At 44.1% G+C, this 24,063-nt stretch carries 20 protein-coding genes and 1 tRNA gene; 12 read left to right on the top strand and 9 right to left on the bottom strand.

What is annotated here, in order from left to right; translation table 11 throughout:
- Positions 1-98 precede the first annotated feature (98 nt).
- From NSB28_RS06955 to NSB28_RS06975, 5 genes are all read left to right on the top strand, one after another.
- Positions 99-968 carry a helix-turn-helix domain-containing protein gene (locus NSB28_RS06955; protein ID WP_109626191.1) on the top strand — a complete coding sequence of 290 codons (870 nt, stop codon included), beginning with the start codon at positions 99-101 and terminating at the stop codon, positions 966-968.
- Positions 969-1,168: 200 nt separating this feature from the next.
- Complete coding sequence (locus NSB28_RS06960) at positions 1,169-3,409, top strand: heavy metal translocating P-type ATPase (RefSeq protein WP_109626192.1); 2,241 nt, start codon at positions 1,169-1,171, stop codon at positions 3,407-3,409.
- A gap of 51 nt (positions 3,410-3,460) precedes the next feature.
- The gene (locus NSB28_RS06965) at positions 3,461-3,760 is read left to right on the top strand and encodes a metal-sensing transcriptional repressor (protein WP_109626193.1); all 300 of its coding nucleotides are present in this window, start codon (positions 3,461-3,463) and stop codon (positions 3,758-3,760) included.
- Between the two features lie 41 nt (positions 3,761-3,801).
- Complete coding sequence (locus NSB28_RS06970; RefSeq protein WP_109626194.1) at positions 3,802-3,984, top strand: heavy-metal-associated domain-containing protein; 183 nt, start codon at positions 3,802-3,804, stop codon at positions 3,982-3,984.
- A gap of 121 nt (positions 3,985-4,105) precedes the next feature.
- Positions 4,106-4,351, top strand: a complete 246-nt coding sequence (locus NSB28_RS06975; RefSeq protein WP_109626195.1) for a hypothetical protein — start codon at positions 4,106-4,108, stop codon at positions 4,349-4,351.
- A 173-nt stretch (positions 4,352-4,524) separates the two neighbouring features.
- Here the strand turns inward: NSB28_RS06975 and NSB28_RS06980 are convergent, their stop codons facing one another.
- The 6 genes from NSB28_RS06980 to rlmD all read right to left on the bottom strand — a co-directional run bounded on the left by NSB28_RS06980 (position 4,525) and on the right by rlmD (position 11,248).
- The gene (locus tag NSB28_RS06980) at positions 4,525-6,477 is read right to left on the bottom strand and encodes a CotH kinase family protein (protein WP_257497607.1); all 1,953 of its coding nucleotides are present in this window, start codon (positions 6,475-6,477) and stop codon (positions 4,525-4,527) included.
- Between the two features lie 3 nt (positions 6,478-6,480).
- Complete coding sequence (locus NSB28_RS06985; protein WP_109626197.1) at positions 6,481-7,152, bottom strand: DUF4956 domain-containing protein; 672 nt, start codon at positions 7,150-7,152, stop codon at positions 6,481-6,483.
- 29 nt (positions 7,153-7,181) lie between these two features.
- A complete protein-coding gene (locus NSB28_RS06990; protein ID WP_109626198.1) occupies positions 7,182-7,853 on the bottom strand; it encodes a polyphosphate polymerase domain-containing protein in 672 nt (223 codons plus the stop codon).
- Between the two features lie 116 nt (positions 7,854-7,969).
- A complete protein-coding gene (locus NSB28_RS06995; RefSeq protein ID WP_109626199.1) occupies positions 7,970-9,181 on the bottom strand; it encodes a sensor histidine kinase in 1,212 nt (403 codons plus the stop codon).
- Entirely contained in the window at positions 9,178-9,852 is a 675-nt protein-coding gene (locus tag NSB28_RS07000; RefSeq protein WP_109626200.1) for a response regulator transcription factor, read from the bottom strand. The genes NSB28_RS06995 and NSB28_RS07000 overlap by 4 nt, the downstream gene beginning before the upstream one ends.
- Before the next feature lie 22 nt (positions 9,853-9,874).
- Entirely contained in the window at positions 9,875-11,248 is a 1,374-nt protein-coding gene (gene rlmD / locus NSB28_RS07005) for a 23S rRNA (uracil(1939)-C(5))-methyltransferase RlmD (protein ID WP_109626201.1), read from the bottom strand.
- Positions 11,249-11,416: 168 nt separating this feature from the next.
- Between rlmD and NSB28_RS07010 the strand changes: the two genes are divergently transcribed.
- The 5 genes from NSB28_RS07010 to NSB28_RS07030 all read left to right on the top strand — a co-directional run bounded on the left by NSB28_RS07010 (position 11,417) and on the right by NSB28_RS07030 (position 20,666).
- Complete coding sequence (locus NSB28_RS07010; RefSeq protein WP_109626202.1) at positions 11,417-12,793, top strand: MFS transporter; 1,377 nt, start codon at positions 11,417-11,419, stop codon at positions 12,791-12,793.
- A gap of 33 nt (positions 12,794-12,826) precedes the next feature.
- A complete protein-coding gene (locus tag NSB28_RS07015; protein WP_109626203.1) occupies positions 12,827-14,260 on the top strand; it encodes a M20/M25/M40 family metallo-hydrolase in 1,434 nt (477 codons plus the stop codon).
- 311 nt (positions 14,261-14,571) lie between these two features.
- The gene (locus tag NSB28_RS07020) at positions 14,572-18,255 is read left to right on the top strand and encodes a bacterial Ig-like domain-containing protein (RefSeq protein ID WP_109626204.1); all 3,684 of its coding nucleotides are present in this window, start codon (positions 14,572-14,574) and stop codon (positions 18,253-18,255) included.
- 470 nt (positions 18,256-18,725) lie between these two features.
- Positions 18,726-19,832: a metallophosphoesterase gene (locus tag NSB28_RS07025; protein WP_257497608.1), complete on the top strand. Its 1,107-nt coding sequence runs from the start codon at positions 18,726-18,728 to the stop codon at positions 19,830-19,832.
- Positions 19,833-19,865: 33 nt separating this feature from the next.
- Positions 19,866-20,666: an MBL fold metallo-hydrolase gene (locus NSB28_RS07030; protein WP_109626205.1), complete on the top strand. Its 801-nt coding sequence runs from the start codon at positions 19,866-19,868 to the stop codon at positions 20,664-20,666.
- Between the two features lie 87 nt (positions 20,667-20,753).
- On the opposite strand, the gene NSB28_RS07035 is transcribed toward NSB28_RS07030, so the two are convergent.
- From NSB28_RS07035 to NSB28_RS07045, 3 genes are all read right to left on the bottom strand, one after another.
- Positions 20,754-21,374 (bottom strand): DUF4317 family protein, encoded by a 621-nt coding sequence (locus tag NSB28_RS07035; RefSeq protein WP_109626206.1) that lies wholly within the window; start codon positions 21,372-21,374, stop codon positions 20,754-20,756.
- 102 nt (positions 21,375-21,476) lie between these two features.
- Positions 21,477-21,548 (bottom strand) — tRNA-Glu (locus NSB28_RS07040).
- A 241-nt stretch (positions 21,549-21,789) separates the two neighbouring features.
- Positions 21,790-22,146, bottom strand: coding sequence for a hypothetical protein (locus NSB28_RS07045; protein ID WP_148410501.1), 357 nt, complete (start codon positions 22,144-22,146; stop codon positions 21,790-21,792).
- Positions 22,147-22,595: 449 nt separating this feature from the next.
- On the opposite strand from NSB28_RS07045, the gene NSB28_RS07050 reads away from it, so the two are divergent.
- On the top strand, positions 22,596-23,567 hold the full coding sequence (locus tag NSB28_RS07050; protein WP_109626209.1) for a hypothetical protein: 972 nt from the start codon (positions 22,596-22,598) through the stop codon (positions 23,565-23,567).
- 89 nt (positions 23,568-23,656) lie between these two features.
- Entirely contained in the window at positions 23,657-24,022 is a 366-nt protein-coding gene (locus NSB28_RS07055) for a hypothetical protein (protein ID WP_109626210.1), read from the top strand.
- The last annotated feature ends 41 nt before the right edge of the window (positions 24,023-24,063 follow it).

Below are 24,063 nucleotides of genomic sequence, written 5' to 3' on the forward strand. Positions count from 1 at the left end.
GGGAAGCGGCTTCTTATACCTGATGTTTTACAGCAAAAAAAATCGAGAATCTTTAGGCGCTCAGGCTGTATTATGGATAGCATAAGGAGGCAGAGAAAATGAAGGAACAAATAGAAGCTGTTCAGCGGATGCAGGATTATATAGAAGAACATCTGGCGGAAAATATCACTTTTGCAGATCTGGCTAAAGTATCTCTTTTTTCCCCATGGTACTCTTACCGTCTGTTTACTCAATGGACGAATCAGACCCCGGCCGATTATATCAGAAGGCTCAGGCTTTCCAGGTCAGCTCTGAAGCTGAGGGATGAATCCTGCAAGATCATAGATGCAGCGTTTGAACTTGGCTTTGGCAGTGTAGACGGTTATCAACGGGCATTCTTCCGCGAATTCGGCTGCAATCCAAGGGAATATTCTTTAAACCCTGTTCCTCTGTATCTCTTTACCCCTTATGGAGTTAAATACCGGGTCAGCAGAGAGGAGAAGACGATGGAAAACGTAAGGAATGTATTTGTACAGGCAATTGAAAAACCAGAGAGGAAAGTGATCGTTAAACGGGGAGTAAAAGCCAAAGACTATTTCGCATATTGCGAAGAAGTAGGATGTGATGTGTGGGGACTTCTGACAAGCATCAGATCTATCAGCGGAGAACCAGTATGTATGTGGCTTCCTCAGGCGTATATCAGGCCGGGAACCTCCCAGTATGTACAGGGAGTGGAAGTTTCCATAGATTATGACGGGGTGATCCCGGAAGGTTTTGAGGTAATAGAGCTTCCGGCAGCCAGATATCTCATGTTTAAAGGCGAACCCTTCAAAGAAGAGGAATACTGCCAGGCAATAGAGGAGATCCAGAAGGCTGTGGAAAAATACGATCCCCAGGAGATAGGAGCCAGCTGGGATGAATCAAATCCCCGTATTCAGCTGGAGCCTGTGGGCTCAAGAGGGTATATAGAGCTTTGGCCGATTAAATAGCAGTTTCAAAAAAGAAAACATATCCGGACTAAATTATACCGAAAGTCCGGATATGTTTTCTTTTTTTGAAAATAATAAGATTATCCATTGACAAATAGGTAGATATAGACTATGATTTTTATATACCCATACGGGGTATGAGTAATTCCGCGGGCAGCGAGTTTAATAATAAATAATAACAGGAAGAGAGGTATTCTTATATGAAAACAGAGGTATATATGATCTCGGGCATGACATGCGCATCATGCAGCAGCGCTGTTGAACGGGTTACCAGAAAGATACCCGGCGTAGAACACAGCGAAGTGAATCTTGCCACAAATAAGCTGACAATTACGTATGATGAAGCGTCAGTGACTCCTGATATGATCATCTCCAAAGTTGACAGGGCCGGTTTTGGCGCTGAACAGTTTGTGGAGAAGCCCAGGGAGGAGATAGAGAAACAGGAGGAGGAAAAAGAAGAAGCCCTGCATGTTATGAAAAGGCGGCTTATCATAAGTATAGTTCTGGCGGTTCCTCTGCTGTATCTGTCCATGGGCCACATGCTTCCATTTCCTCTGCCCCTGCCGGGTTTTCTGGATATGCATAAAAGTCCTGTAAATTTTGCGCTGGCACAGCTTATTTTGACAACATTTGTGCTCATCTGCGGCAGAAAGTTTTATATAGTGGGATTTAAGACACTTTTTAAGGGACATCCGAATATGGATTCACTTGTGGCAATAGGGACAGGAAGTGCCTACATCTACAGTATCATAAATACGATCATGATCCCGAGATCACATATGTATGTAGAAAATCTTTATTACGAGTCAGCGGCTGTAGTTGTCACCCTGGTAATGCTGGGAAAATATATGGAGAGCAGAAGCAAGGGAAAGACCTCGGAGGCGATCCAGAAGCTTATGCAGCTGGCGCCTGACACGGCCATACTCCTGAAGGACGGACAGGAATCAGAAGTGCAGGCTTACATGGTGAAGAAGGGGGACATCCTTGTGGTGCGCCCCGGAAGCAGAGTGCCGCTTGACGGGATCGTCGTCAAAGGCGGCAGCAGCGTGGATGAATCTATGCTGACAGGTGAAAGTATTCCGGTAGAGAAGCAGCCCGGAGATGAAGTGATCGGCGGCAGCGTAAATTATAACGGCGCCATGCAGATAGAAGTAACACATGTGGGAGAAGACACTACACTCTCCAAGATCATCAGGCTCATGGAAGATGCCCAGGGCAGAAAAGCGCCGATCTCCAAGCTGGCTGACAGAGTGGCGGGATATTTTGTACCGGCTGTCATACTCATAGCAGTTATAGCGGCGGCAGGCTGGGCACTGGCGGGACATGATATTTCCTTTGTCCTAACGGTTTTTGTCTCTGTTCTTGTCATCGCCTGCCCTTGTGCGCTGGGACTTGCCACTCCTACAGCTATTATGGTAGGGACTGGCGTGGGAGCCAATAACGGTGTTCTGATCAAAAGCGGAGAAGCGCTGGAGATCACACATAAGATAGATACAGTAGTATTGGATAAGACAGGGACAGTTACAGAGGGAAAACCGCGGGTCATTGAAATAATTCCGGAAGGCATGACACAGCAGGAACTGCTGTCCGCAGCAGCTGCATGTGAGAATACATCAGAGCATCCTCTGGGGCGCGCCATAGTGGAGGAAGCCAGGGAAAGAAAGATACCGTTCCCGGAGCCTGAAGAATTTGAAAGCCTTACGGGAAAAGGGATACGTGCAGTGCTCCAGGGCAGGGAGGTCTATATAGGGAATGACAGGATGATGGAGGAATTATCTGTATCCACAGCAGGTATGGACAGTCTTGCTGAGAAAATTGCCGAAAAGGGTCAGACGCCTATGTTTGTTGTAATAGATAAGACTTTGGCAGGGATCATCAGCGTGGCGGATACTGTAAAACCAACGAGTGCAGAGGCAATAGACCAGATAAAAAAACAGGGTGTAGAGGTTTATATGCTTACAGGGGACAACAGGCGCACGGCAGATTACATTGGAAAACAGGTGCATGTAGATAAAGTAATCGCGGAGGTTCTGCCGGGAGACAAGGCATCAGTTGTAAATGAATTGCAAAAGCAGGGAAAAAGAGTTATGATGGTAGGTGATGGGATTAATGATGCACCAGCCCTGGCGCAGGCAGATATCGGCGCGGCCATAGGAAGCGGAAGCGATATCGCCATGGAATCCAGCGATATAGTCCTGATGAAATCAGATCTGAAGGATGTTTACAAGGCAATCAAACTGAGCAAGGCTACAATACGGAATATCAAGGAAAATCTGTTTTGGGCATTCTGCTTCAATACATGCGGTATTCCAGTGGCGGCAGGCGTGCTGTATATATTTGGAGGGCCGCTGCTTAACCCGATGATCGCAGGCCTGGCCATGTCATTTAGTTCAGTGTTTGTTGTCAGCAATGCGCTGAGGCTCAAAAGAGTAAAATTATAGGTAACTATAATGACGAACTGCCGCCGGCGGACGTCATAGAGGAGGTGGAGTATGACAGAAGAGAGCTGCTGCCATAAGCAGAAGCACAGAGATGATAAGGAATATAAGGATCTGGTGCACCGCCTGAACAGGATAGAAGGCCAGATCAGGGGGATCAGGAATATGGTTGATGAGGAACGTTACTGTGTTGATATCCTGACACAGGTGTCAGCGGTCCAGTCCGCCCTTAACAGCTTTAATAAAATCCTGCTTTCAGATCATATCAAGACATGTGTGGTGGAAGATATCAGAGGCGGCAATGAAGAAGTTGTTGATGAACTGTGCAAAACGATCCAAAAACTTATGAAATAGATCTGACACTAAAATAGTAAATGAAAAAAGGAGAATATATTATGACAACAGTATTAAATGTAGAAGAGATGCACTGTGAAAAATGCGTAGAAAGAATCACAAAAGCTATGACAGCGGCTGGCCTGGACTTTAAAGTGAGTCTTGCTGACAAGACAGTAACCATAGAAGGATGCGACCACTGTGTGGCAAAAGCTAAAGAAATACTTGACGATCTGGGCTTTTGATAGAAGATTATTAATTTTCACGAAATTAGATTTTTTTTATAGTAAATTTTCTCAAATGGTGATATACTAATCACAAGATACAAGTTCAGCTAGATATTATAAAAGAAAGGACGTGCGTGAAATGAATAAATTAGAAGATTTAATTGCAAGCTTACAGAAAAAAGAAGATGAGCAGCACAAAAATACAGTATTATGGATACTGGCAATTATTGGAGCCGTAGCTGCAGTGGCAGCTATTGCATATGCAGTATACCGTTACTTCACACCAGATTATCTGGAAGATTTTGAAGATGATTTCGATGACGATTTCGATGATTACTTCGATGATGCAGATGACAGTGAAGAAGAGGATCAGACAGAGGAATAAAGCTGGTATCAGATTTGAAGCCGGCAGGACTGAGGTAAGCTGCCGGTTGATAAGAGAGATTATTGCCTATAGTAAAGTAGGATGAAGGAGCTGCATGGTGCAGCTCCTTTTTCTTCTATAGGAAACTCCGTTTCCTATAGAAGAAACCACTCCGGGAGGATGCGCAGTCTGGCTCAACGTTTATACTTTTTCGCCACAATCAAACCTGCAGAGAGAATGACAATCGAAATGGCAAGCCATATCCATTCATTGGGGCCGGCTGAAGAAGTAACTGCACCTTTCATGTCAAAGGAAGGCTTACTGCCGGGTATTTCCGGATTACCGCCGGAGGGATCATTTGCATTTATATCTCCCGCTGAGTCTGAAGAATCGGATGGTGCGGGTATTGCTTTATTGCCGGAGGACTGCCCCATAAAATTATCAGAGAAATCATCCGGGAGATTTGAAGGATCGAATCCCTCGGGCATTTCTCCTGTAAAATTTTCGGGCATATTCTCGGGCATATTCTTGGGCATATTCTCGGACATATTCTCGGACATATTCTCGGACATATTCTCGGGTATATTTTCGGGCATATTTTCCGGCATATCTTTTGGCATATTTTCGGGCATATTTTCCGGCATATCTTTTGGCATATTTTCCGGCATATCCTCCGGCATATTCTCCGGAAAGCCTGGCATATCTCCCCCAAAACCACCCATGCCGCCTCCCATGGAACCCATGTCTGAGAGTGTAATAGCGGAAGCATCCACATAGCTCATGTTGTTGGTAGTTTCCGTGTTTTCAAGCTGCATGGAAATGCTTTCACTTCGCATTTCACAGAATTGACGGAGGGTTTGGACACCCAATTCAAATTCTTCGCAGGTATAAAACGCGGTGGGATCCTCTTCCACATAGGGTTTGATCAGATTATAAGTATTGTTGATAATGTCCGTAATATCCGTGGTTTCAATGAATTCGGAGAAATACTGATGATACAGCTGGGTGTATTCCTCGTTTTCAAAAATCCAATTCAGCATAGGCCTGTCGGAGGAACCTCCGGAAACCGGGGTGTCGATGGGGGTGTTGACTGTGGTGGTTGCGTCTCCGGCGCTGAATGTGCCAAACCCGAGGTTATAGTCCCACGGGATCATGGCCAGCCGGCTGTCTTCTTCATAAAGATAATAGTTGTGGACCATCATGCCGGTATAACTGTCATCGTTGCAGACGTAGTTATGAACTACAAAATAACGAATCACTTGATCAATGTCAATCACAGATTCAATGTCCTCACCGTTGGACAACTTTTTCAGAGCTTCAATCAGACGCCTTTGGTCGGCTTCGGTAATATCAGTTTTTGCATTGTTCCAGATATTAGAATAGCTGTCAAGCTGATCGTCAATATATTGCAGCTTCACATCGGAAGAACCCATTCCAAAGCCGCCTCCGAAACTGAAACCACCACTTCCTTCAGTGCCAAACATGGCAGACGGATCAAAATCCATACCGTTACCGCGTCCGCCGCCAAAATTCATGCTGTCCGGTTTATAGAGTTCTCCGTAGCCGGAGCCGTAATTGCGCTCTAAAAAGGCTTCCTCCACACCTTCAACGGCCAGATACAGTCCCCAATCTTCCCCATTGACCGTAATATAGATGAAACTGCACAAAGAGGAATTCACTCCAAATTTGCCCATCATAGTATAGGTTAAATAGTCCTTCATCATGGTAGAATCCTGGATCAAATTATTCAGACTCAGTTTGTCCAGACCGTGATAGGATTTAGTGCTGTCGTACTTGTCAAACTCAATCTTGAAGCTGTAGCGTTCACTGCCGAGGGTAGCTACCGTAGACAGGGAGGTGTTGCCTTTTGCGCGAATCCCTACATTTTTGCAGGCTTCCCCATCAATCACTACATTGGCTGCATAGTATTCCTCACTTGTGGCATTCGCAATGAATTCATCCCAGTTGTTCATGACAATATCAATGTTATGAACCCTTGTGTTGTCAAATAAGCGGTCTTCGTATCCCATGGTGTGCTCCATTGCTTCAATACCAAGTGACGCACCGTTCAAGAACAGAATTGTAACGGCCAGCGTCAGAACTGTGACGACCCATGCAATTCTTTCAAAATGTTTACTTCCTGACATAGTTTACCCCATATAATCACCGTTGTAAGAGACAATGGCTGCGCTGTTAACACCGGGCATCTCTGAGAGAATATTTATAAAATCGGTATCATCGTCCTTCAGGCGGACTTCAATGTTCAGTTCAACAGCGCCCTTTACAGCGGATTTGCTTTTAATTGTTGACCGGGTTACAGTTTTTGCGAGAAATTCTTTTATTTTTATCTCCGCATCGTGATTTGTACAGCGCAGAACCACAATATAAGGATGAGTATTGGATTTCTTGTTGACAAATACCAGCAGTATGATACCAATGCAGATGCTGCCGATAATAGCCAGAGGAATCATTCCGGCGGCTAAAATAATGCCTGCTCCGATAGACCAGAACAGGAATGCAATGTCCAGCGGGTCTTTAATGGCAGTGCGGAAACGGACGATAGACAGAGCGCCTACCATACCCAGGGACAGGACTACATTGGAGGTTACAGCAAGGATTACGATAGACGTAATCATAGTCAGAGCGATCAATGTTGTACCAAAGCCTGCGGAATACATTACGCCGCGGTAGGTTTTCTTATAGACAAGAAAAATAAACAGTCCAATGCCAAAGGATAGTATAATGGTCAGAATCATATCAAAGATACTGATTGAAGATATATTTTCCAGAAAACTTGATTTGAAAATATCACTAAAAGTCATAGTCGGGTTTCTCCTTTATGTTGTAAATTTTATTCATACATACGGCAGACCGCATATTTTGAAAATGCTGTACTGCGTCTGCCTTCGAGCTGTACAATATCACGAATAATATCGGGCAAAAAGCTGTCCCACTTCACTTCCAGGATACAGGGATCACCCTGTATGGGGATGGTCGTGCAATTGGGGGCTAAGAAGTCAGTACAGCGAAGTCCGGTTCGAATGTTGTAATCCAGAGTAACGCGGACATTGCCGGGATCAAACACAAATGGCTCACGGGTGTAGTCAACAATCACTTTTGCCGCCAGGCCTTCAGCACAGATCCGGGTATAAAACCTGAGTATTACTTCGTCAGTGCTCGCGGCCATCCAGCGGGTATCGCCATTTACGATTGCCTGTGCCTGCTCTGGGGTGAGTAAAGCGTAATCCTTACAGCCAAGCTCACCGTGTTTGAACTTTCGTTCCAAGTGAATGACAGAGGGGTCATTGTTGTAGAGACGAATCCGATATTTTTCACGGATGTTCACACCGTCCAATTTTTCCCGCAATACTTTATCATCCAGATTATCAAAGTACAGGCTGCGAATCTCATATTGCCCATTTCTGGCATGAATGTCCGGCATCATAACGACTTTCAGCTTTTGCCGTAAAATCAGCATATCCAGATTGCTGATCTCATGCTTTACTTCATGTCTGTATTGCATGTGGCATTCCTCCTTTCTATTCTCATTATAAAAGCCGAACCTATGAGCAACATTAGAAAAACCTTCCCACATGTGAATACTTGCGGAAAGGTTTGTGAACATTTTGTGAAATTGTATTAAAAGAAGGCAGTAAAGCGGATTTTCCCTGTTTCAGGATACTCTGCCGTCAGTTTTCCGCCGAAAGTCTCTGCAATGGCACGTGCGGCAGAAAGCCCAATCCCATATCCGGAGGAGGCACTGTTCTGTGTCCTGGCATCATCCCCGCGGTAGAACCGCTCAAAGAGCCGTTCGGGGTCAGTGCCGTGGGGATTCTCACAGGTGTTTTCTTCCAAAATTTTAATATGTACTCCTTCGGTACGCACGGAAAACAAAATCGTTCCGCCCTCCGGGGTATATTTTACGGCGTTGTCCAGCAGGATGGATATCATTTGCATAAAGGTCTCCATGTGTATCTGCATCAAAATATGGGGCTGAATTTTTGCGGACAGTGTAATTTGTTTTTCTGACGCGGAATCTTCATAGGCCGAAAATATCCCGCAGATCAGTTCGCTGATATCCACCGTTTCTGTGGGGAGCTTCACCTCTTCATCCAACTTGGCAAGGGTCAGGAGATTCGTCATAAGGACATTCAGCCGCTGGGTTTGAAGCCGGATATTCTTGCTGTACTTTGTTTCTCCATGAATCAGCGCAGAGGCATCATTGTTGGATTGGATGATCGCCAGGGGCGTTTTTAGCTCGTGTCCGGCGTTTGTTATAAACTGCTTTTGTTTTTCTATCCCTGCGATGATTGGACGAACAAACCGGCTGGAAAACATAACTACAAATAATAAAATCACAAGCCAGCATATCACTGCGATTACGGAGGATACGCTCAGTACCATAATAAAAATGCTGATCTGTGCTGAAATCTCCATGAAGAAAATCAACCGGTCTGTGCCCAGCTGCTTCACCTCATATTTGTATCCGTCAATTTTGCCTGAGGTACCGGTAATCTGCCCGGCATATTGTATTGCCTGTTCCGTGTCGACTGATGATATCTGGTCGATATTAACATCAAGAACATTGCCGTTAGTATCTGTATGAACTATGAAAAAGAGGGCTGATTTTACAGCATCCATATCCGGCGCCGGCATAAATGGCCATTGGTCAGGAAAATCCATCGGTAAGGGCATTCCGTCAGCATTAACTAAAGTGTGTAATATGGAATCCGATTGTCTGTCCAGAATAATCCAGCTAAATCCATTAATAGCCCCAATCAATACTATCAGAAGAATGGTAACTGCAGACATGGCAAAGAGAATAAATTTCTTTCGCAGTGTTTTCATCATATAGGAATCTCCAAACGGTAGCCGATATTTCGTTTTGACACGATCTCCACGCCGGAGTTCATAGCGGCAAGCCTTTTGCGAAGATAGGAGATATAGAGCCAAACGCTGTTGATATCGGCTTTTGCATTATAGCCCCAGGCTTTTACCAGCAAGTCCTCGGAGGAAAGAAAAATTTTGTGATTTGCCATCAGCTGTTCCATCAGACGGTATTCTTGCTTGGGCAGTATAAATTCCATATCCCCGCAGGACAGTGAACCGGACTGTATATTCAGGGTCAGGTCGCCAAAGGAAAGCAGATCGGGGTGGAATACTTCCCGCCGGCGCAGCATGGAACGGATACGGGCCAGTAATTCGCCCATATCAAAGGGTTTCGGTAAATAATCATCTGCTCCCATGTCCAGCCCCCGGATGCGGTCTTCAATCTGTGTCTTTGCTGTAAGAAGCAAAATTGGAGTTTTACACCCGTTTTTCCGCAGGGCAGAGACAACATCAATCCCGTCCCGCCTGGGCATCATGATATCCAGGATAATACCATCATAGCCGCCAGTCAGGGCGTAATCATATGCATCCTCGCCGTCGTACACGGCGTCAACAATATATTTATGATAAGTAAGGATGTCCACCACCGCTTCGGAAAGCGGCCGTTCATCCTCCGCGTAAAGCAATTTCATAGCATTCTCATCCTTTGTCTTATTAGATTTTATGCTGTGCGGCGTTAAGCCTGGACAATAAGCATACTGTCTCCACGTGTGCCGTACCAGGGAACATGTCCACAGCGACAGCTTTAACAGCCCGGTAACCTCTGCCCTGGAGTACTTCCAGGTCTCTTACAAGGCTTGTGGGTTTACAGGAGATATATACGATGCGGTCAACTCCAAAGTTGATTATCTTTTCGAGTGCCTTGGGATGGATGCCGTCTCTGGGCGGGTCCAGAACAATGAGATCAGGTTTATCTGTTACGTTGTCGATCACCTTCAGAACGTCTCCAGCAATAAATTCGCAGTTTTCCAGGCCATTGAGAGCTGCATTTTCCTTGGCGGCGGCTACAGCTTCCTCCACGATCTCCACGCCTACGACTTTTTTAGCCACAGGGGCCAGAATCTGAGCTATTGTTCCTGTTCCGCTGTACAGGTCAAATATTACCTTATCCTTAGTTTCCCCCACATAGGAGCGTGCTGTCTCATACAGAACTTCCGCACCAAGGGAATTCGTCTGAAAGAAGGAGAAGGGTGATATCTTGAAATTAAGCCCAAGCAGAGTTTCATAGAAATAATCTTTTCCGGTTAAAATTTCTGTTCTGTCATTCTGTACAACATCAGCCAGGCTGTCATTTTCAGTATGCAGGATGCCGACAATACAGCCCTCCAGTTTCAGCCTCAGAAGCTTCATGACAAGCATATCCAGATTATGCTCTTCCTGGGTAGTGGTGACAAGATCCACGAGGATCTCTCCTGTTCTGGCGCCCTTGCGCACCAGCAGATGCCTCAGGTAGCCTTTATGGGTGAGTTTGTGGTAAAAAGTCATGCTCTGTTCACTGCAGAAGCTTAAGACACATTTCAGTATTTTATTATAGTCCTTATCTACGATCTTACACTCGGGGACGCTTACTATGTCATAAAAACTGCCGCGTTTATGCATACCGAGAGCCAGCGGGCCGTCCTTTACTTCATCCCCAAAAGAAAACTCCATTTTATTGCGGTAGCTGTTCTGCTTTGGACTGGCCTTGATTCCCTCAAATTCCAGTTCACTGCACACTCCGTCCAGCAGCTCGCGCACCTGAGCCTCTTTGATCTCCAGCTGTTCCTTATAAGGCAGGTTCTGGTAAATGCATCCTCCGCATGTTCCAAAATGGATGCATGCAGGCGGGATCTCCAGCGGTGATGGCTCCAGGATCTCCAGAAGCCGTCCCTCGGCCTTCCCTTTCCTGATTTTATTGACAGAAAAACGTACCTTTTGTCCCGGAACGCCATTTTTTACGATGACCTCACGTCCATCTGCCTCAACGATACCTTTATTAGGAAATTTTACTTCTCTGATGGTTCCTTCTAAAATCTGTCCCTTTTTCACAATATCTCCTCACAGTACTTTCTTTTTGATTTTTTATTATCATAACACATTTTTCTTTTTACGACTATCCCCATTGTGAAACGCTACTGGTCAGGGAGTGAACACCCCGAATTAACTTTATCAATACGGGCTGCTGTGATATAATGAGCAAAAGGAAGGAGAGAGAAAATGAAGAGGAAAGTAGACAGAAATGTTATCATAAGGCTTTGCCTGCCGCAGTTTGCGGTGGGTCTTTTTACAGCTATGCTGAATAATTATTTAATTTATTTTTACCAGCCCACAAAAGAATCGGGGCTGCCCACACTGATCACCCAGGGCGTTGTTATTTTTGGCATTTTAACAGTGATTGGATTCATTAAGGCAGTGGGCCATATCATTGACGCCGTTACTGATCCCCTGATTGCCTCCCGAAGTGATAAGAGCCGGCACAAGGATGGGCGGCGTATTCCAATGATGAAAGCTGCCGCTGTGCCATTTGGCCTGTGTGCGCTTCTTATTTTCTGTGTGCCGTCTGATGGCCCGGGGATTGTGAATTCAGTCTGGATAGCTGTTTTTCTGTGGGGGTATTATCTGTTTTATACTTTATATATGATTCCGCACAATGCTTTGATCCCTGAGATGATCCAGGAGGGGGCCATGCGGGTGAATGCGTATACAGTCAGCTCCTTTTTCTTTGTGACCGGGAGCGCGGCAGGATATGTGACTCCGCTCATTGTAAATGGCTGGAAGAGTGCGGGGTTTGAACCCCTGGCTGCGTGGAGGATAACTTTTCTTATTTTTACGGTAATAGGAATTATACTGCTGCTGGTTCCTGTTTTTACTATACGTGAAAAAGAATATGTGCAGTCTGTGCGGCCAAATGTCACTCTCACAGAATCATTAAAACATGCTTTTTCCAGCAGGCATTTCAGGTGTGTTACCCTGGGGCAGCTGCTGGAGAATACAGGGATGGCTTTTTTTCAGGCGTGCATTATGTATTATGTGACTTCACTTATGGGACTGCCGGAGACATCATCCGTCCTCATACTGGCTATATCAATAGCAGGTTCGCTCCTTCTGTACCCCTTTATTAACAAATGGGCAAAACGGAGAGGCAAGCGGCTGCCGATTATTGCAGGCTGTATTGTATTTACTGTGGCTGAACTGGCGATCTGTGTCAGCGATTTTATGCCGGGCAATAAAATGGTTATGGCATGTATATTTGCATTGTTTGTTTCATTTCCATTTGCAGTGCTCAATGTACTTCCAGGTTCAATGATGGCAGATGTGATCCAGTATGACACAGTCACTACAGGCGTGAACCAGGAGGGGATTTTTGGAGCAGCCAGAAGCTTTGTAGTGAAAATGGGCAATTCTCTTGCAATCATGATAGTTCCTTCCCTTACAGTAATAGGGGCGGCGGCAGGTGAAAATGTAGGAAGGGCAGGGCTGAAATACACGGCCATAGCAGGCGGGATATTCAGTTTGCTGGCTGTGCTGGCCTTTTTAAGATATGAGGAAAAAGAAGTTTTAGAAACTATAAATGCAGACAGGAGCAAATCATGATAATGCAGCTCCTGAGGCTGAAAGGATACCGGGATGGCGATTTTTATCTTAATAACAATATTGTGTATATTAATTATTCTGCTGGCTGTTGTGACAATAAGAGCTGTTTTATGCAAAGTGTCGGCCAGAAGCCTGAAAGAGAAAGAAAAAAAGGGTACACCTGAGTCGGAAGAGTATTATTCAAAGCGGCTTGCCAGGCTTATCTCCTGCGAAACTGTTTCACATAAAGATTCGTATGATGATACAGAGTTTTCAAAGCTCAGGACAGTTATACAAGAACTTTTTCCAGTCATGTCACGCAGAGCCAGTCTCAGGATCTTTGGGGATGACTGTTATGTATACATGATACCGGGCAGGGATACTGCGCGCAATGTCATGGTTATGTCTCACCATGATGTGGCGCCTGTCAGCGGCGGGTGGAAATATCCCCCTTTTTCGGGGAAAGTGGCAGAAGGGTGCATATGGGGGCGTGGGACAGTAGATACGAAGACACCTCTCTTTGCAGAATTCTCTGCAATTGAGGAGCTCCTTAATGAAGGCTTTGAGCCAGCCTGCAACATCTATCTGGCTTCTTCACATAATGAAGAGATCGCAGGTGACGGAATCCCTCTGGCAGTTTCATACTTTAGGAAAGAAGGGATCAGGTTTGAATGGATACTGGATGAAGGCGGTGCAGTTATAGATGCGCCTATGAGCGGAATTTCATGTAAATGCGCCATGCTTGCTGTACATGAAAAGGGCAGGCATACTATAAACCTGACTGCGGGAAAGAGCAGCGGACATGAAGGCCTTATGGCAAAAACAGATACTCCGGAGGTGCGTATGGCCTCTTTCATAAGCAGGGTCCACAGCCATCCGCCGTTTATCCGCAGGATCTCCCCGCAGCTGAGAGCTATGTTCGACGGGCTGGCTCCTTATATGTCATTTCCCATGCGGATCATTTTTGCTAATATGTGGCTTTTTGGAGGGCTTCTAAAAAGGATCATTCCGGCGATGAATGAACAGGCGGGTGCCATGCTTGGCACAAGCGGCACGTTCAAAAATATAAATACTGTAGAGGACGGCAGCTGCCGGGCAGAGCTTTTCCTCCGCTGTGTCAATGAAGACGATCTGTCAGCAGAGATAGAAATACTTCAGAAAACAGCAGCTGACTATGGAATCGTAATGAGTGACGCGAAGGAAGGCAATGAGTATTATCCTCCGGCCAGCCTGGAGAGTACAGGTTACAAATATATAAAATCATGTGTTGAGAAATATTTTGATTATGCGGCATGCGCTCCCTTTATTTTACCGGCAGGAACAGATGCCAGGCATTTTGGCAGGCTGTGCGATGCGGTCATCCGCTTTGCACCTATCGATATTAATAACCAGCAGTTTAAATCCGTGCACGGCATAGATGAGAACATATCAACGGAGTCTGTTGTGCAGGCTGTGGGTTTTTATAAGGAACTTATAAAGGGAATCTGAAAAATTGAATGAAATATTTAGGAGGCAGATATGGGACAGGTAGCAAATCAGATGCTTATTGAGATGATAGCCAGGTTAAGAGATAAATACAGAGAAAAGCGGGCGGCCCAAAAAGAAAAAGCCCGGAAAAAGGATAACAAGAATAACTGAACAGGGACGGATATTGACGGAAGCGTAAATAAAAATACATATTGCTGATAATAGAAGTTGCCATACCATTTCATTAGTGCTAAGATAAAATTAAGGTTTTTATAAGAAATATCTGCACCATATGGGATATGGAGCCATAACTGCAGCACAGGGGGATATGTATGGGAAAAATGAAAAGATTTTTATCAGTGATTCTGGCAGTATGCCTGCTCGTCAGTGCGCTGCCCGGGCTTTATTCAGAGGCGGCGGCTGTACCGGGAGGTGTGCAGGAATTCGCCAATGTGGTGGTATTTGTGCAGTTTGTGCCCCTGTCAAAAAAGAATTTTGTACAGGGCAGAGAGAATGAGATTATGGAAATGTGGAATGGTTCTTCAGCGGCGTCTTCTTTTGCAGGTTATCTGAATGCCATTTCCTATGGAAGATTTCAGGTTCATAATATTTTTCCGCAGTATGACCCGGCAGGTAAAACATTCACGCCATATGTGGTGCCGGATGCCCCGGGGGATAATGATGTGACTGTCATACAGTCAGTTATCAGGCAGCTTAATGAAAATGACGGCCTTGGAAATTCGCAGTTAGATTATAATGGTGACGGTTCAATAGATAATCTTGTTGTAGTAGTAGATAAACCATATGTGGAAGATAGTGAAAACTCCTATTATTCTCATAAGTCAGATTATCCCGGGACAGAGACGGTCAGGGGAAAGTATGTGGGGACTTACAATATATTAAATGGTTATGGGGTGTTTGACAGCATCTTAAGCAAACAGGGAGTTATCAGCCATGAGTTCCTTCATTCAATCGGCTATCCGGATCTGTACAGAAATGGGGGAGATGACAGTCCTGTGGGAAGCTGGGACATCATGTCATCGGAATCTATCTATATGCAGTATCCGCTGGCGTATCTGAGGCAGGCTGTATCAGGATGGGTGAACCTCAGTACAGTCACGGAATCAACAAAAGGCCTTGTCCTTAACTCACAGGAGCTGGCATCAGGAAACCATGGGATAATATTGAAATCACCTCTGTCGTCATCTGAGTTTTTTGTCGTTGAGTACAGAAAACGGGGGAATGCACTGCCTCCCGGCGAAATCACTCTTGATGCAAAGATTGACGGGAGCGGACTTATCATATACAGGATAAATACAAGAGCAGCCAATCTCAGCAATCACTACGGAGGTCCAGACGGAGTGTATGTATTCCGTCCCGGTGTGACGGATGAAAAATACTGCGGCAGCAAAAGTTCTGACGGAATAAAGAATTCTTATCTGTCATCTTCCACAGGCAGGACATCTTACGGTTCTACAGACTTTAAAAAGACAATCAGGGATAACACGTCATCTGAAAACATTATCAATTTCTCAGACGGAAGTAATTCTGGCATAAGAATTGAAAATGTAGGCGCCGGCGGAGGAGATTCCATCACATTTGATGTTGTATTTGGCGATTCTTCTAAACTGGATATATGGGAAGTAAGCGGCGGAGGAGTAGTGTCCGGTTCATCAGGGCAGATAGTTATGGCTTCAGATGAAAATCAGAATATATATGTGGCATATGATGATAATCAATATGGAAATGCATCCCTCTATCTGGCGGGCTTAGGAGGCAGTACATGGCAGAGCGCAGCACCGGCGATCAGCGGGGCATATTCAGGAGATAAAAATCTGATTATTTTCAGAGGCAGGCCATGCATGTTTTATACAAAAGCGGCCGGACAGAACAGCAGCCTGTATATGTCGGTGCTGTCAGGCGGAACGTGGAGTGAGAGGAAAGTCCTGGATAATGTATACTCAGGAGGCTTCAGAGCAGAGGCTGCCAGTGACGGGCTTTATATCACATATATTACTTATACGCCGGATGCTGTAATGGGGACAATGAGAGCAGCATATCTGCAGGATACAGGGAGTGAACCCAGGATTTCCAATATTGGGGCCCTGTATTCCCCATCGATGACATCAGATGGGACAGGGACTTATGTGGCGGCACGTTACGCCAGCGGTCAGGATATTGTGGTTAAAAAGATCTCAGGGGCCCAGATGTCAGATCTTGGCGTATGCCATGTAGGCAGTAATGTGAATGGAGTAACTATTAAAAAAGGAAGTGACGGGAATCTGTACCTTGCAGCGATTTCAGGTGAAGGCATAAAGAACTTGGCAGATATCTACAGGTATGAAGGAAACGGCTGGAAGAAGCTGGGCGGACATGTAACATCAGCTCACACAACAGGCTGCAGCATCGATGTCTGGAACGGCGTTCCTTATGTGGCCGCCATGGAGAGCGCCGGGGATGCAAATATACTTTCAGTGTATCAGTATAAAAATGGGAGTTGGAGCAAAACCGGGGAGTCAGTAGACCGTTCAGTGGATGCCAATTCAAACAGTGACATTACACTCAAGATAGCAAGCGGGACGGCGTATATTGCATACACGAATGGAAGCAGCGCCTATGTAAAATGCAGGCAGCTGTCAGAATCAGGCAGTGTGCCTGAAGAGAGAAAGGTTACAGGAATTTCCTGTAAAGGACCGTCTAAGATAAAGTATATAAAAGGTGAAAGCCTTCAGACAGCCGGACTGAGTGTCTCCGCTGTATGGAGTGACGGAAGCATGTCAAACCTGTCTGCCGGTGAGTACCAGATTTCCGGGTTCGACATTAATAAGACGGGGACACAGAATGTTAAGATCAGTTATGCTATAGACAGCAATATCAGCTGTTATTTTACGGTCACAGTAGAAGAAAAAGTGTCTGCGCCAGAGACAGAGAAGCCGCAGACAAAACCGACCGAAGCGCCGCAGACAAAACCAACAGAGAAACCACAGACGAAACCAACGGAAGCGCCGCAGACGGAGAAGCCGCAGACAAAACCAACGGAAGCGCCGCAAACGGAAAAGCCGCAGACAAAACCAACGGAAGCGCCGCAGACGGAAAAGCCGCAGACAAAACCAACGGAAGTGCCGCAGACGGAGAAGCCACAGACGAAACCGACGGAAGCGCCGCAGACAGAGCAGCCTCAGACAAATCCGGCGGAGACACCTCAGACAGAAATACCTCAGACAGAGGCGCCGGCAATAAATCCTCCCGCACAGGGTGGGGCAGTAAATCCTCCTGTGAATAACAGTCAGACAGAAGAAAGTGTCAACAGCGGAGCTGCGGCCCATCCGGAGGCTGTCACCAGAAATGGAAAGTGGAAAAAGAACACTAAGGGGTGGTGGTATGAATATGAGGATAAGGGCTACCCTGCCAATCAGTGGGCTCTGATAAATGGTAAATATTATCATTTTAATAACAGAGGCTATATGCAGACCGGCTGGCTGAAGCTGGGGAAGGATTGGTATTATCTTCAGAACAGCGGAGCCATGGCTACAGGATGGGTGAAGGTAAAAGGTATCTGGTACTATCTGAAAAATGACGGACGAATGGCCACAGGCTGGCAGCAGGTGGGGAATACCTGGTATTATCTGAAAGGAAACGGAGCAATGGCCACAGGCTGGCTGAGACTAGGCAGTAACTGGTACTATTTAAAGAGCAGCGGGGCCATGGCTGTTGGCTGGGTGAAACTGAAGGGGGTGTGGTATTACCTGAAACCTGACGGTGTCATGGCAACTGGCTGGCAGAGAATCAACAATACCTGGTACTACTTAAAGAACAGCGGAGCCATGGCGACCGGCTGGCAGAGAGTGGGCGGAAGCTGGTACTATTTAAAGAGCAGCGGGGCGATGGCTACAGGATGGATAAGGACAGGCGGTAAGTGGTATTATCTGAAACAAAACGGAGCCATGGCAACGGGCTGGATAGACGTAGACGGAAAGAAATATTTCCTTGACAGGAGCGGAGCATGGGTAAAATAATTTTTCATGTTCAGTTATAAACAAAAGCTTTAGATTATTATTAACAGGCAGGTACCGGAAAGAGACAGAGATTGCTGCTGTTTCTGAAAGGGACCTGCCTTTTCTAAATAGGTTACAATTAAGCCGTCTGCTGTTTGGCAGCCCTCTGACCTATAACAGCGCTTCGTGGGATAGTGGAAGAACTGTTGTTACTGTTCACACGTCACCATACCGCGAGGTGTTTTCGTGCGTATTTGCACGAAAATCCCGAGGGTTGCAGCGCGAAACGGCGGTTTTGCCGTTTCTGTGCATCGCGGAGCGTGTTACTGGTCACGGAGTGAACAGTAACGAACTGTTACCTGATTATATCCGGAAATAAAATTATTTATAGATTATTTAGATGAACCATAGTATACTATCGGTAAGAAGCTGCTAAAATCCGGGAGATGGAGATAAGCAGCATTATTAAAAAGATGGTAAGGAGGATTGTTGTGCGTTTAGTATTCTATCTGCTTCCGGCTGTCATTTTAGTACCTGCCGGAATCTATTTTTATTTTTTCTTTAGGCGGTTTTTATCCCTGTTCAAGCTGGAAAAGGGAAGGTGGTATACGAGGATACTTTGCCTGATATTTAGTGTTGGCTGTGCAGCTATTGGATGGTGGGTATTTGGGCTTGGCGCAGTCGTTGTTTATCATTTTCTGGCAGTTTGCCTTATCATGGAGATACTGAATCTGATTTTAAATAAAGTATGGTTTCACGGAAAAAACAGGGTGTGGGACTTTTTGTATAAAAGCGGTGTCATAGGAGCTGCTGCTGTGGCGTTTGTCTTTATCTACGGATTCTGGAATATGCATCAGATACATGTGACGGAATATGATATTACATCTGCCAAGCTGGAGGAAGGAGAGAGTCTGGACATCGCTGTAATATCAGATCTGCATCTTGGCACGTCTATGGATGCCGGGGGATTGTTAAAGTGGTGCGGGGAGATTGGAGGACAGTCGCCGGATATGCTTCTGCTGGCAGGAGATATTTTTGACGAACACACTAAAAAAGAAGAAATGGAACAGGCAGCGGAAATACTTGGGGATGTACAGAGCACTTACGGAACATATTACGTATTTGGAAATCACGACCCTAACCACTATCGGACAGACTCTGAATATACTGCTGAGGAGCTTCGTCTCACATTAGAAGAAGCAGGAGTGAAGGTTCTGGAAGATGAAGCCGTCCTGCTGACTCCCGGTGTATGTCTGATCGGACGGAAGGATGCATCCACAAATGGGAGAGGGTCAGCAGAGGTTTTAACGGAAGGACTGGATGAGGATGTATTCAAGATTCTTCTGGACCATCAGCCGGGAAAACTAAAGGAGAACGAGGAGGCAGGGTTTGACCTGCAGATTTCAGGACATACACATGCAGGGCAGATATGGCCTACAGGGCCGCTCATGGAACTGATGGGGATAAATGAGATTAATTATGGACACCGCAGGCTGAACACTCTGGATGTTATCGTGAGTTCGGGTATAGCCGGGTGGGGATATCCGGTCAGGACAGGCGGACATAGTGAATACGTAATGATACATTTGTCGCATTAGGATATATTGTGCAGAAAAGGGCGGGGAAAATATATGAAGTTAACTATGCTGGGAACAGGACATGCGGCGGCGGTTGAGTGCTATAATACTTGTTTTGTCCTGTCAGAAAAGGATAAGTATTTTCTTATTGATGCAGGTGGAGGCAACCAGATACTGATGCAGCTGAAGAAGGCAGGAATTCCTGTTGAGCAGATACATGATATTTTTGTTACACATGAGCATATTGACCACCTGCTGGGCGTTTTCTGGATGATCCGGATTATCGGACAGAAGATAAACCAGAAAAAATATGAGGGTGATCTGAACATATACTGCCACAGCGAACTGGCCGGGAAAATCGAATCGATTGCGCGGCTGACCATTATGCCGAAAATTATCAGGCTTCTGGGAGGGCGTATCAGGATCGTTGCTGTTGAAGACGGTGAAAAAAGGAAAATCATAGATCATAAGGTGAAATTTTTTGATATCGGTTCAAGGAAAGCGAAGCAGTATGGATTTACACTAAAGCTGGATAATGAGAGGAAATTTACATGTCTGGGCGATGAACCATATAATCCGGAAAACTATGAAGAGGTCAGGAAAAGTGAATGGCTGATGCATGAAGCCTTCTGCCTCTATAGTCAGAATGAAAGGTTCAAGCCTTATGAGAAGAGCCACAGTACAGTAAAAGATGCCTGTCAGGCAGCAGCTGAATTGAAAGTTCCGAATCTAATTTTATATCACACAGAAGATGAGAACCTGCCCCGCAGAAAACATATGTACACAGAAGAAGGACGCCAGTACTACAGAGGAAATCTGTTTGTGCCGGATGATCTGGAGGTAATAAAATTATAAACTGGATAAGGTTTAGTTTTAATATAATAACCATATTGCAGCCGGGCGCCCAGATCTGCGGGCATCCGGCTGTATTTTTGGGAAGTATCACACGCCTAAAATTTTCAATATCTCTAAATGAGGATGTCCTGCATCAGACTGAAATACATCCACATAATTCTGCTCAGCACTTCTGTCGGCAAAAGCCGGGAAAATAAATCCACACTCTGGTTTGCCTGGTTCATATTCACCTGACAGCGGACAGATGGCGCATATGATATATTCATATACTTCTTCAGATTCACCCAGTCTCTCATGATCAGCCCCTTTAACCGGAACATCATAACGATCATGAAACACAAAAACCGCATAGTCGTGCTTAACCTGATATAATTCAGATACCAGTTCATAGAATGTGTCCATCAATGCATCATTCTTCAGTCCGCAAGATTTCATGCACATCAAAAGATGCCACATGCTTCCCTGCTTCATTGAATCTTTGGGAAATTTATATCTTTTCAGATTTTCATTGGTACCGGAAAAAGGAATTGCTTTAGCAACAGCAAGTTTTTTACTTTTCTCTGCGGCTGAAAGCTTCAAGAAATTTGTGTTAAAGGTCCCGTCTATTTCGCCGTCAGCATCCATATAACTTCCGGCAATCCTGGTCATGGAAGTCCGTGCTGGAGTCATGCGTCTGGTTAATTCCATCATATCTTCTCTGTTTATCATTTTATTCTCCGATCAGTCCACAAGCCTGTGTTGCTTTCTCAAATTTAAATACATAAAAAATCTCAGGTATCCAACAATTTGGCAACCTGAGATTTTAATTAGCAGTTCGTAGGGGAATCGAACCCCTGTTTCCGCCGTGAGAGGGCGGCGTCTTAACCGCTTGACCAACGAACCTTACAGACATTATAATATACCATCTTTCCAAAAAAAGCAAGTACTTTTTTCAAATTTTTTCAAAAAATTTTTTAATATGCAAAATTCAACCAATTTCTGCGCTAAACGGTCTGTGCAGCCCTTATAATTCCTGGGAAAAATATCGTTTACAGTTTCTTCCGACTGAAGTAGCACAAAAATTAATAAAAGGAAAGGACACTGCATACACAGCATCCTTTCCTTTCATTAGCTCCGATATTCATTAAACCTTCAGCCTGATTCTGGCTTTGGAGGTTTTCCCCATTGTCTGTGCCCTCTCTGAAATCTCTTTTTTACTGTATCTCCTTGCATATCTGGAACCGGGGGTCTCCATATCCAGATGATATCCCATAAAGATTTCCTTCATCCTTATAATGAAGTAATCCTTCCACTCTGACGCTACAGCAAAGATGTCTCCAACAGCATAAAACATCTTTTCAAACAAAGTCAAACTGGAACCGGGCATTTCATCCAACCTCTTTTTGGAATACCACCATGCCTCCAGAAGCAATACACAAGTTCCTACCAGAACTAAAAGCAAAAGAAATGCACTTACAACTTTAACTACCATTTCTAACATACAGACCGCCTCCTTTTTGACAGACACATACATTTCATGTTCCAGCATTTAACTTGTCTCTTCAATATTAAAATTTGATATGTTTTTAATATTGTTGTTTTTTTACTTCTTTATTACCTTTATAATATTCCACTTTAAATGCATAGTCAATATATTTAGATGGATAATTTATTATATTTCTATAAAATATCTGCTTATTTTATTCGCCAGTGATATTCGTTTATAGCTTTTACCGGTGCTGAGAGGGCAGCTTATGGATCAGAATTCTGAATCTCAGATGTGGACAGATAATTACAGATAAATACTTGTATAAAATTAAATATTAAAAATAATCAAGGTAAAATGTCTGTATACAAAAAATAAACTAATTATATCTGCTATTTACAAATAAATATAAATGCGGTAACATAAATATATACACAATGGTGCTGGGGGAAAGGAGGAGAGATATGAAGAAAATTATTTTGTGCTTTAGTATGTTTTTATGCCTGATACTTTTAGGATTTACAGGGAAAGAAGTTACCATACAATTAAAAGACATTGAAGAGGTATCAGAAATTCAGTTGAATACAGCAAAGATAAGTATACAACATTTTGGTAAGGAAAGAGCAATAAAGCTTATGGATGAAATCAGGGAGGCGCCACTCTTAGATGAAGGTGATAGGGAAACGATCCAGAATAATGGATACTATCATACGGTTTCTATAATATATAATGACGGCTCCAAAGACATGTTCCTTTTCTTCAAAGTTGACGATAAGTGGTATATGGAGACAACGGGAGGAACGATATATAAAGATGCTGAGTTTATTACATCATATATTGATTGGCAGGAAATTAATATGGAACCTTACCTGGGCGTACCATCTGAATGGGAGTTAAAACTTAACAAACAATTTAGCATATTGGATTTACGGTATTTTTTCATAGAAGAAGTTAAGCAGAAGATGGAATATGGAAGTTCTGAGGAAGATGCGGTTTTATATGCAAAAGAAAGAATAAACAGGTCTATGACGATATACCAATATGCATTAGAAGAGGGGTATGAACTGCCGGAAACCGAATATGATAAACTAATGGAGAAGCATATAGAAGAAGTGGAAAGTGCAGTAAATTATGAAGAAATTGAAGAATACTACGAAGAGTTTGATACTACCTTGAAAGATTATATTCTAAAACTTAAAGAATATTATAGAGTCATGGATACTATAGACAAATTATATAAAATCAAATACGAAGAATTTAAAAATGGGAAAGATAAGATTAACGGTAAAGTTTGTGATGATGTTGAGGAATATTGGTATAGATTTGTTTCAGAAGTAATTTATGAAAAGGCTGAAAAATATGATATGAGTAATTTTTTAAATGAATTAAAGGACGCGGAGGAGTATTATTACAGGCATTATAGTCAAATGAATTAAAATATTTATACCATATCAAATCAATATGCAGTGCAGCAGCGTTGATTTCAGCATGCAGGACATTTTTTTAAGGACAGGGGGGTAAGTGAATGGAAAAAGGGCACCCGGAAAGGGGAAAGAAAATTTTACATATATTTTTTGTTACATTAACTGTTGTTATTATACTATCCTGCATAATGGATTTTGCCGAACAGGGATTCCCGTCTGCTATAATTTCAGTGGTATCAGGTATTCTTCAAATTTATATTGCGTATTTATTGAAAACAAGACATAATTGGGCCATATGGGTATTTATGATCCTGGGTGTTTCCCATCTGATCTTTTTATTTATAAGGATGATAGGAAGACCGTTATATATTTATCTGATCATAGTTGATATATTCTATGTGGTATCTGCAATAGTTTTAAATATTTTTATCAAAGATATCAGATGTTATTTAAGCGGAGAAGAATAGAATACATTATCGTGCGCAGCACGCCCATCCGAAGGAAGGGT

Source organism: Murimonas intestini (genome assembly GCF_024622195.1).
Taxonomy (GTDB): Bacteria; Bacillota; Clostridia; order Lachnospirales; family Lachnospiraceae; genus Murimonas; species Murimonas intestini.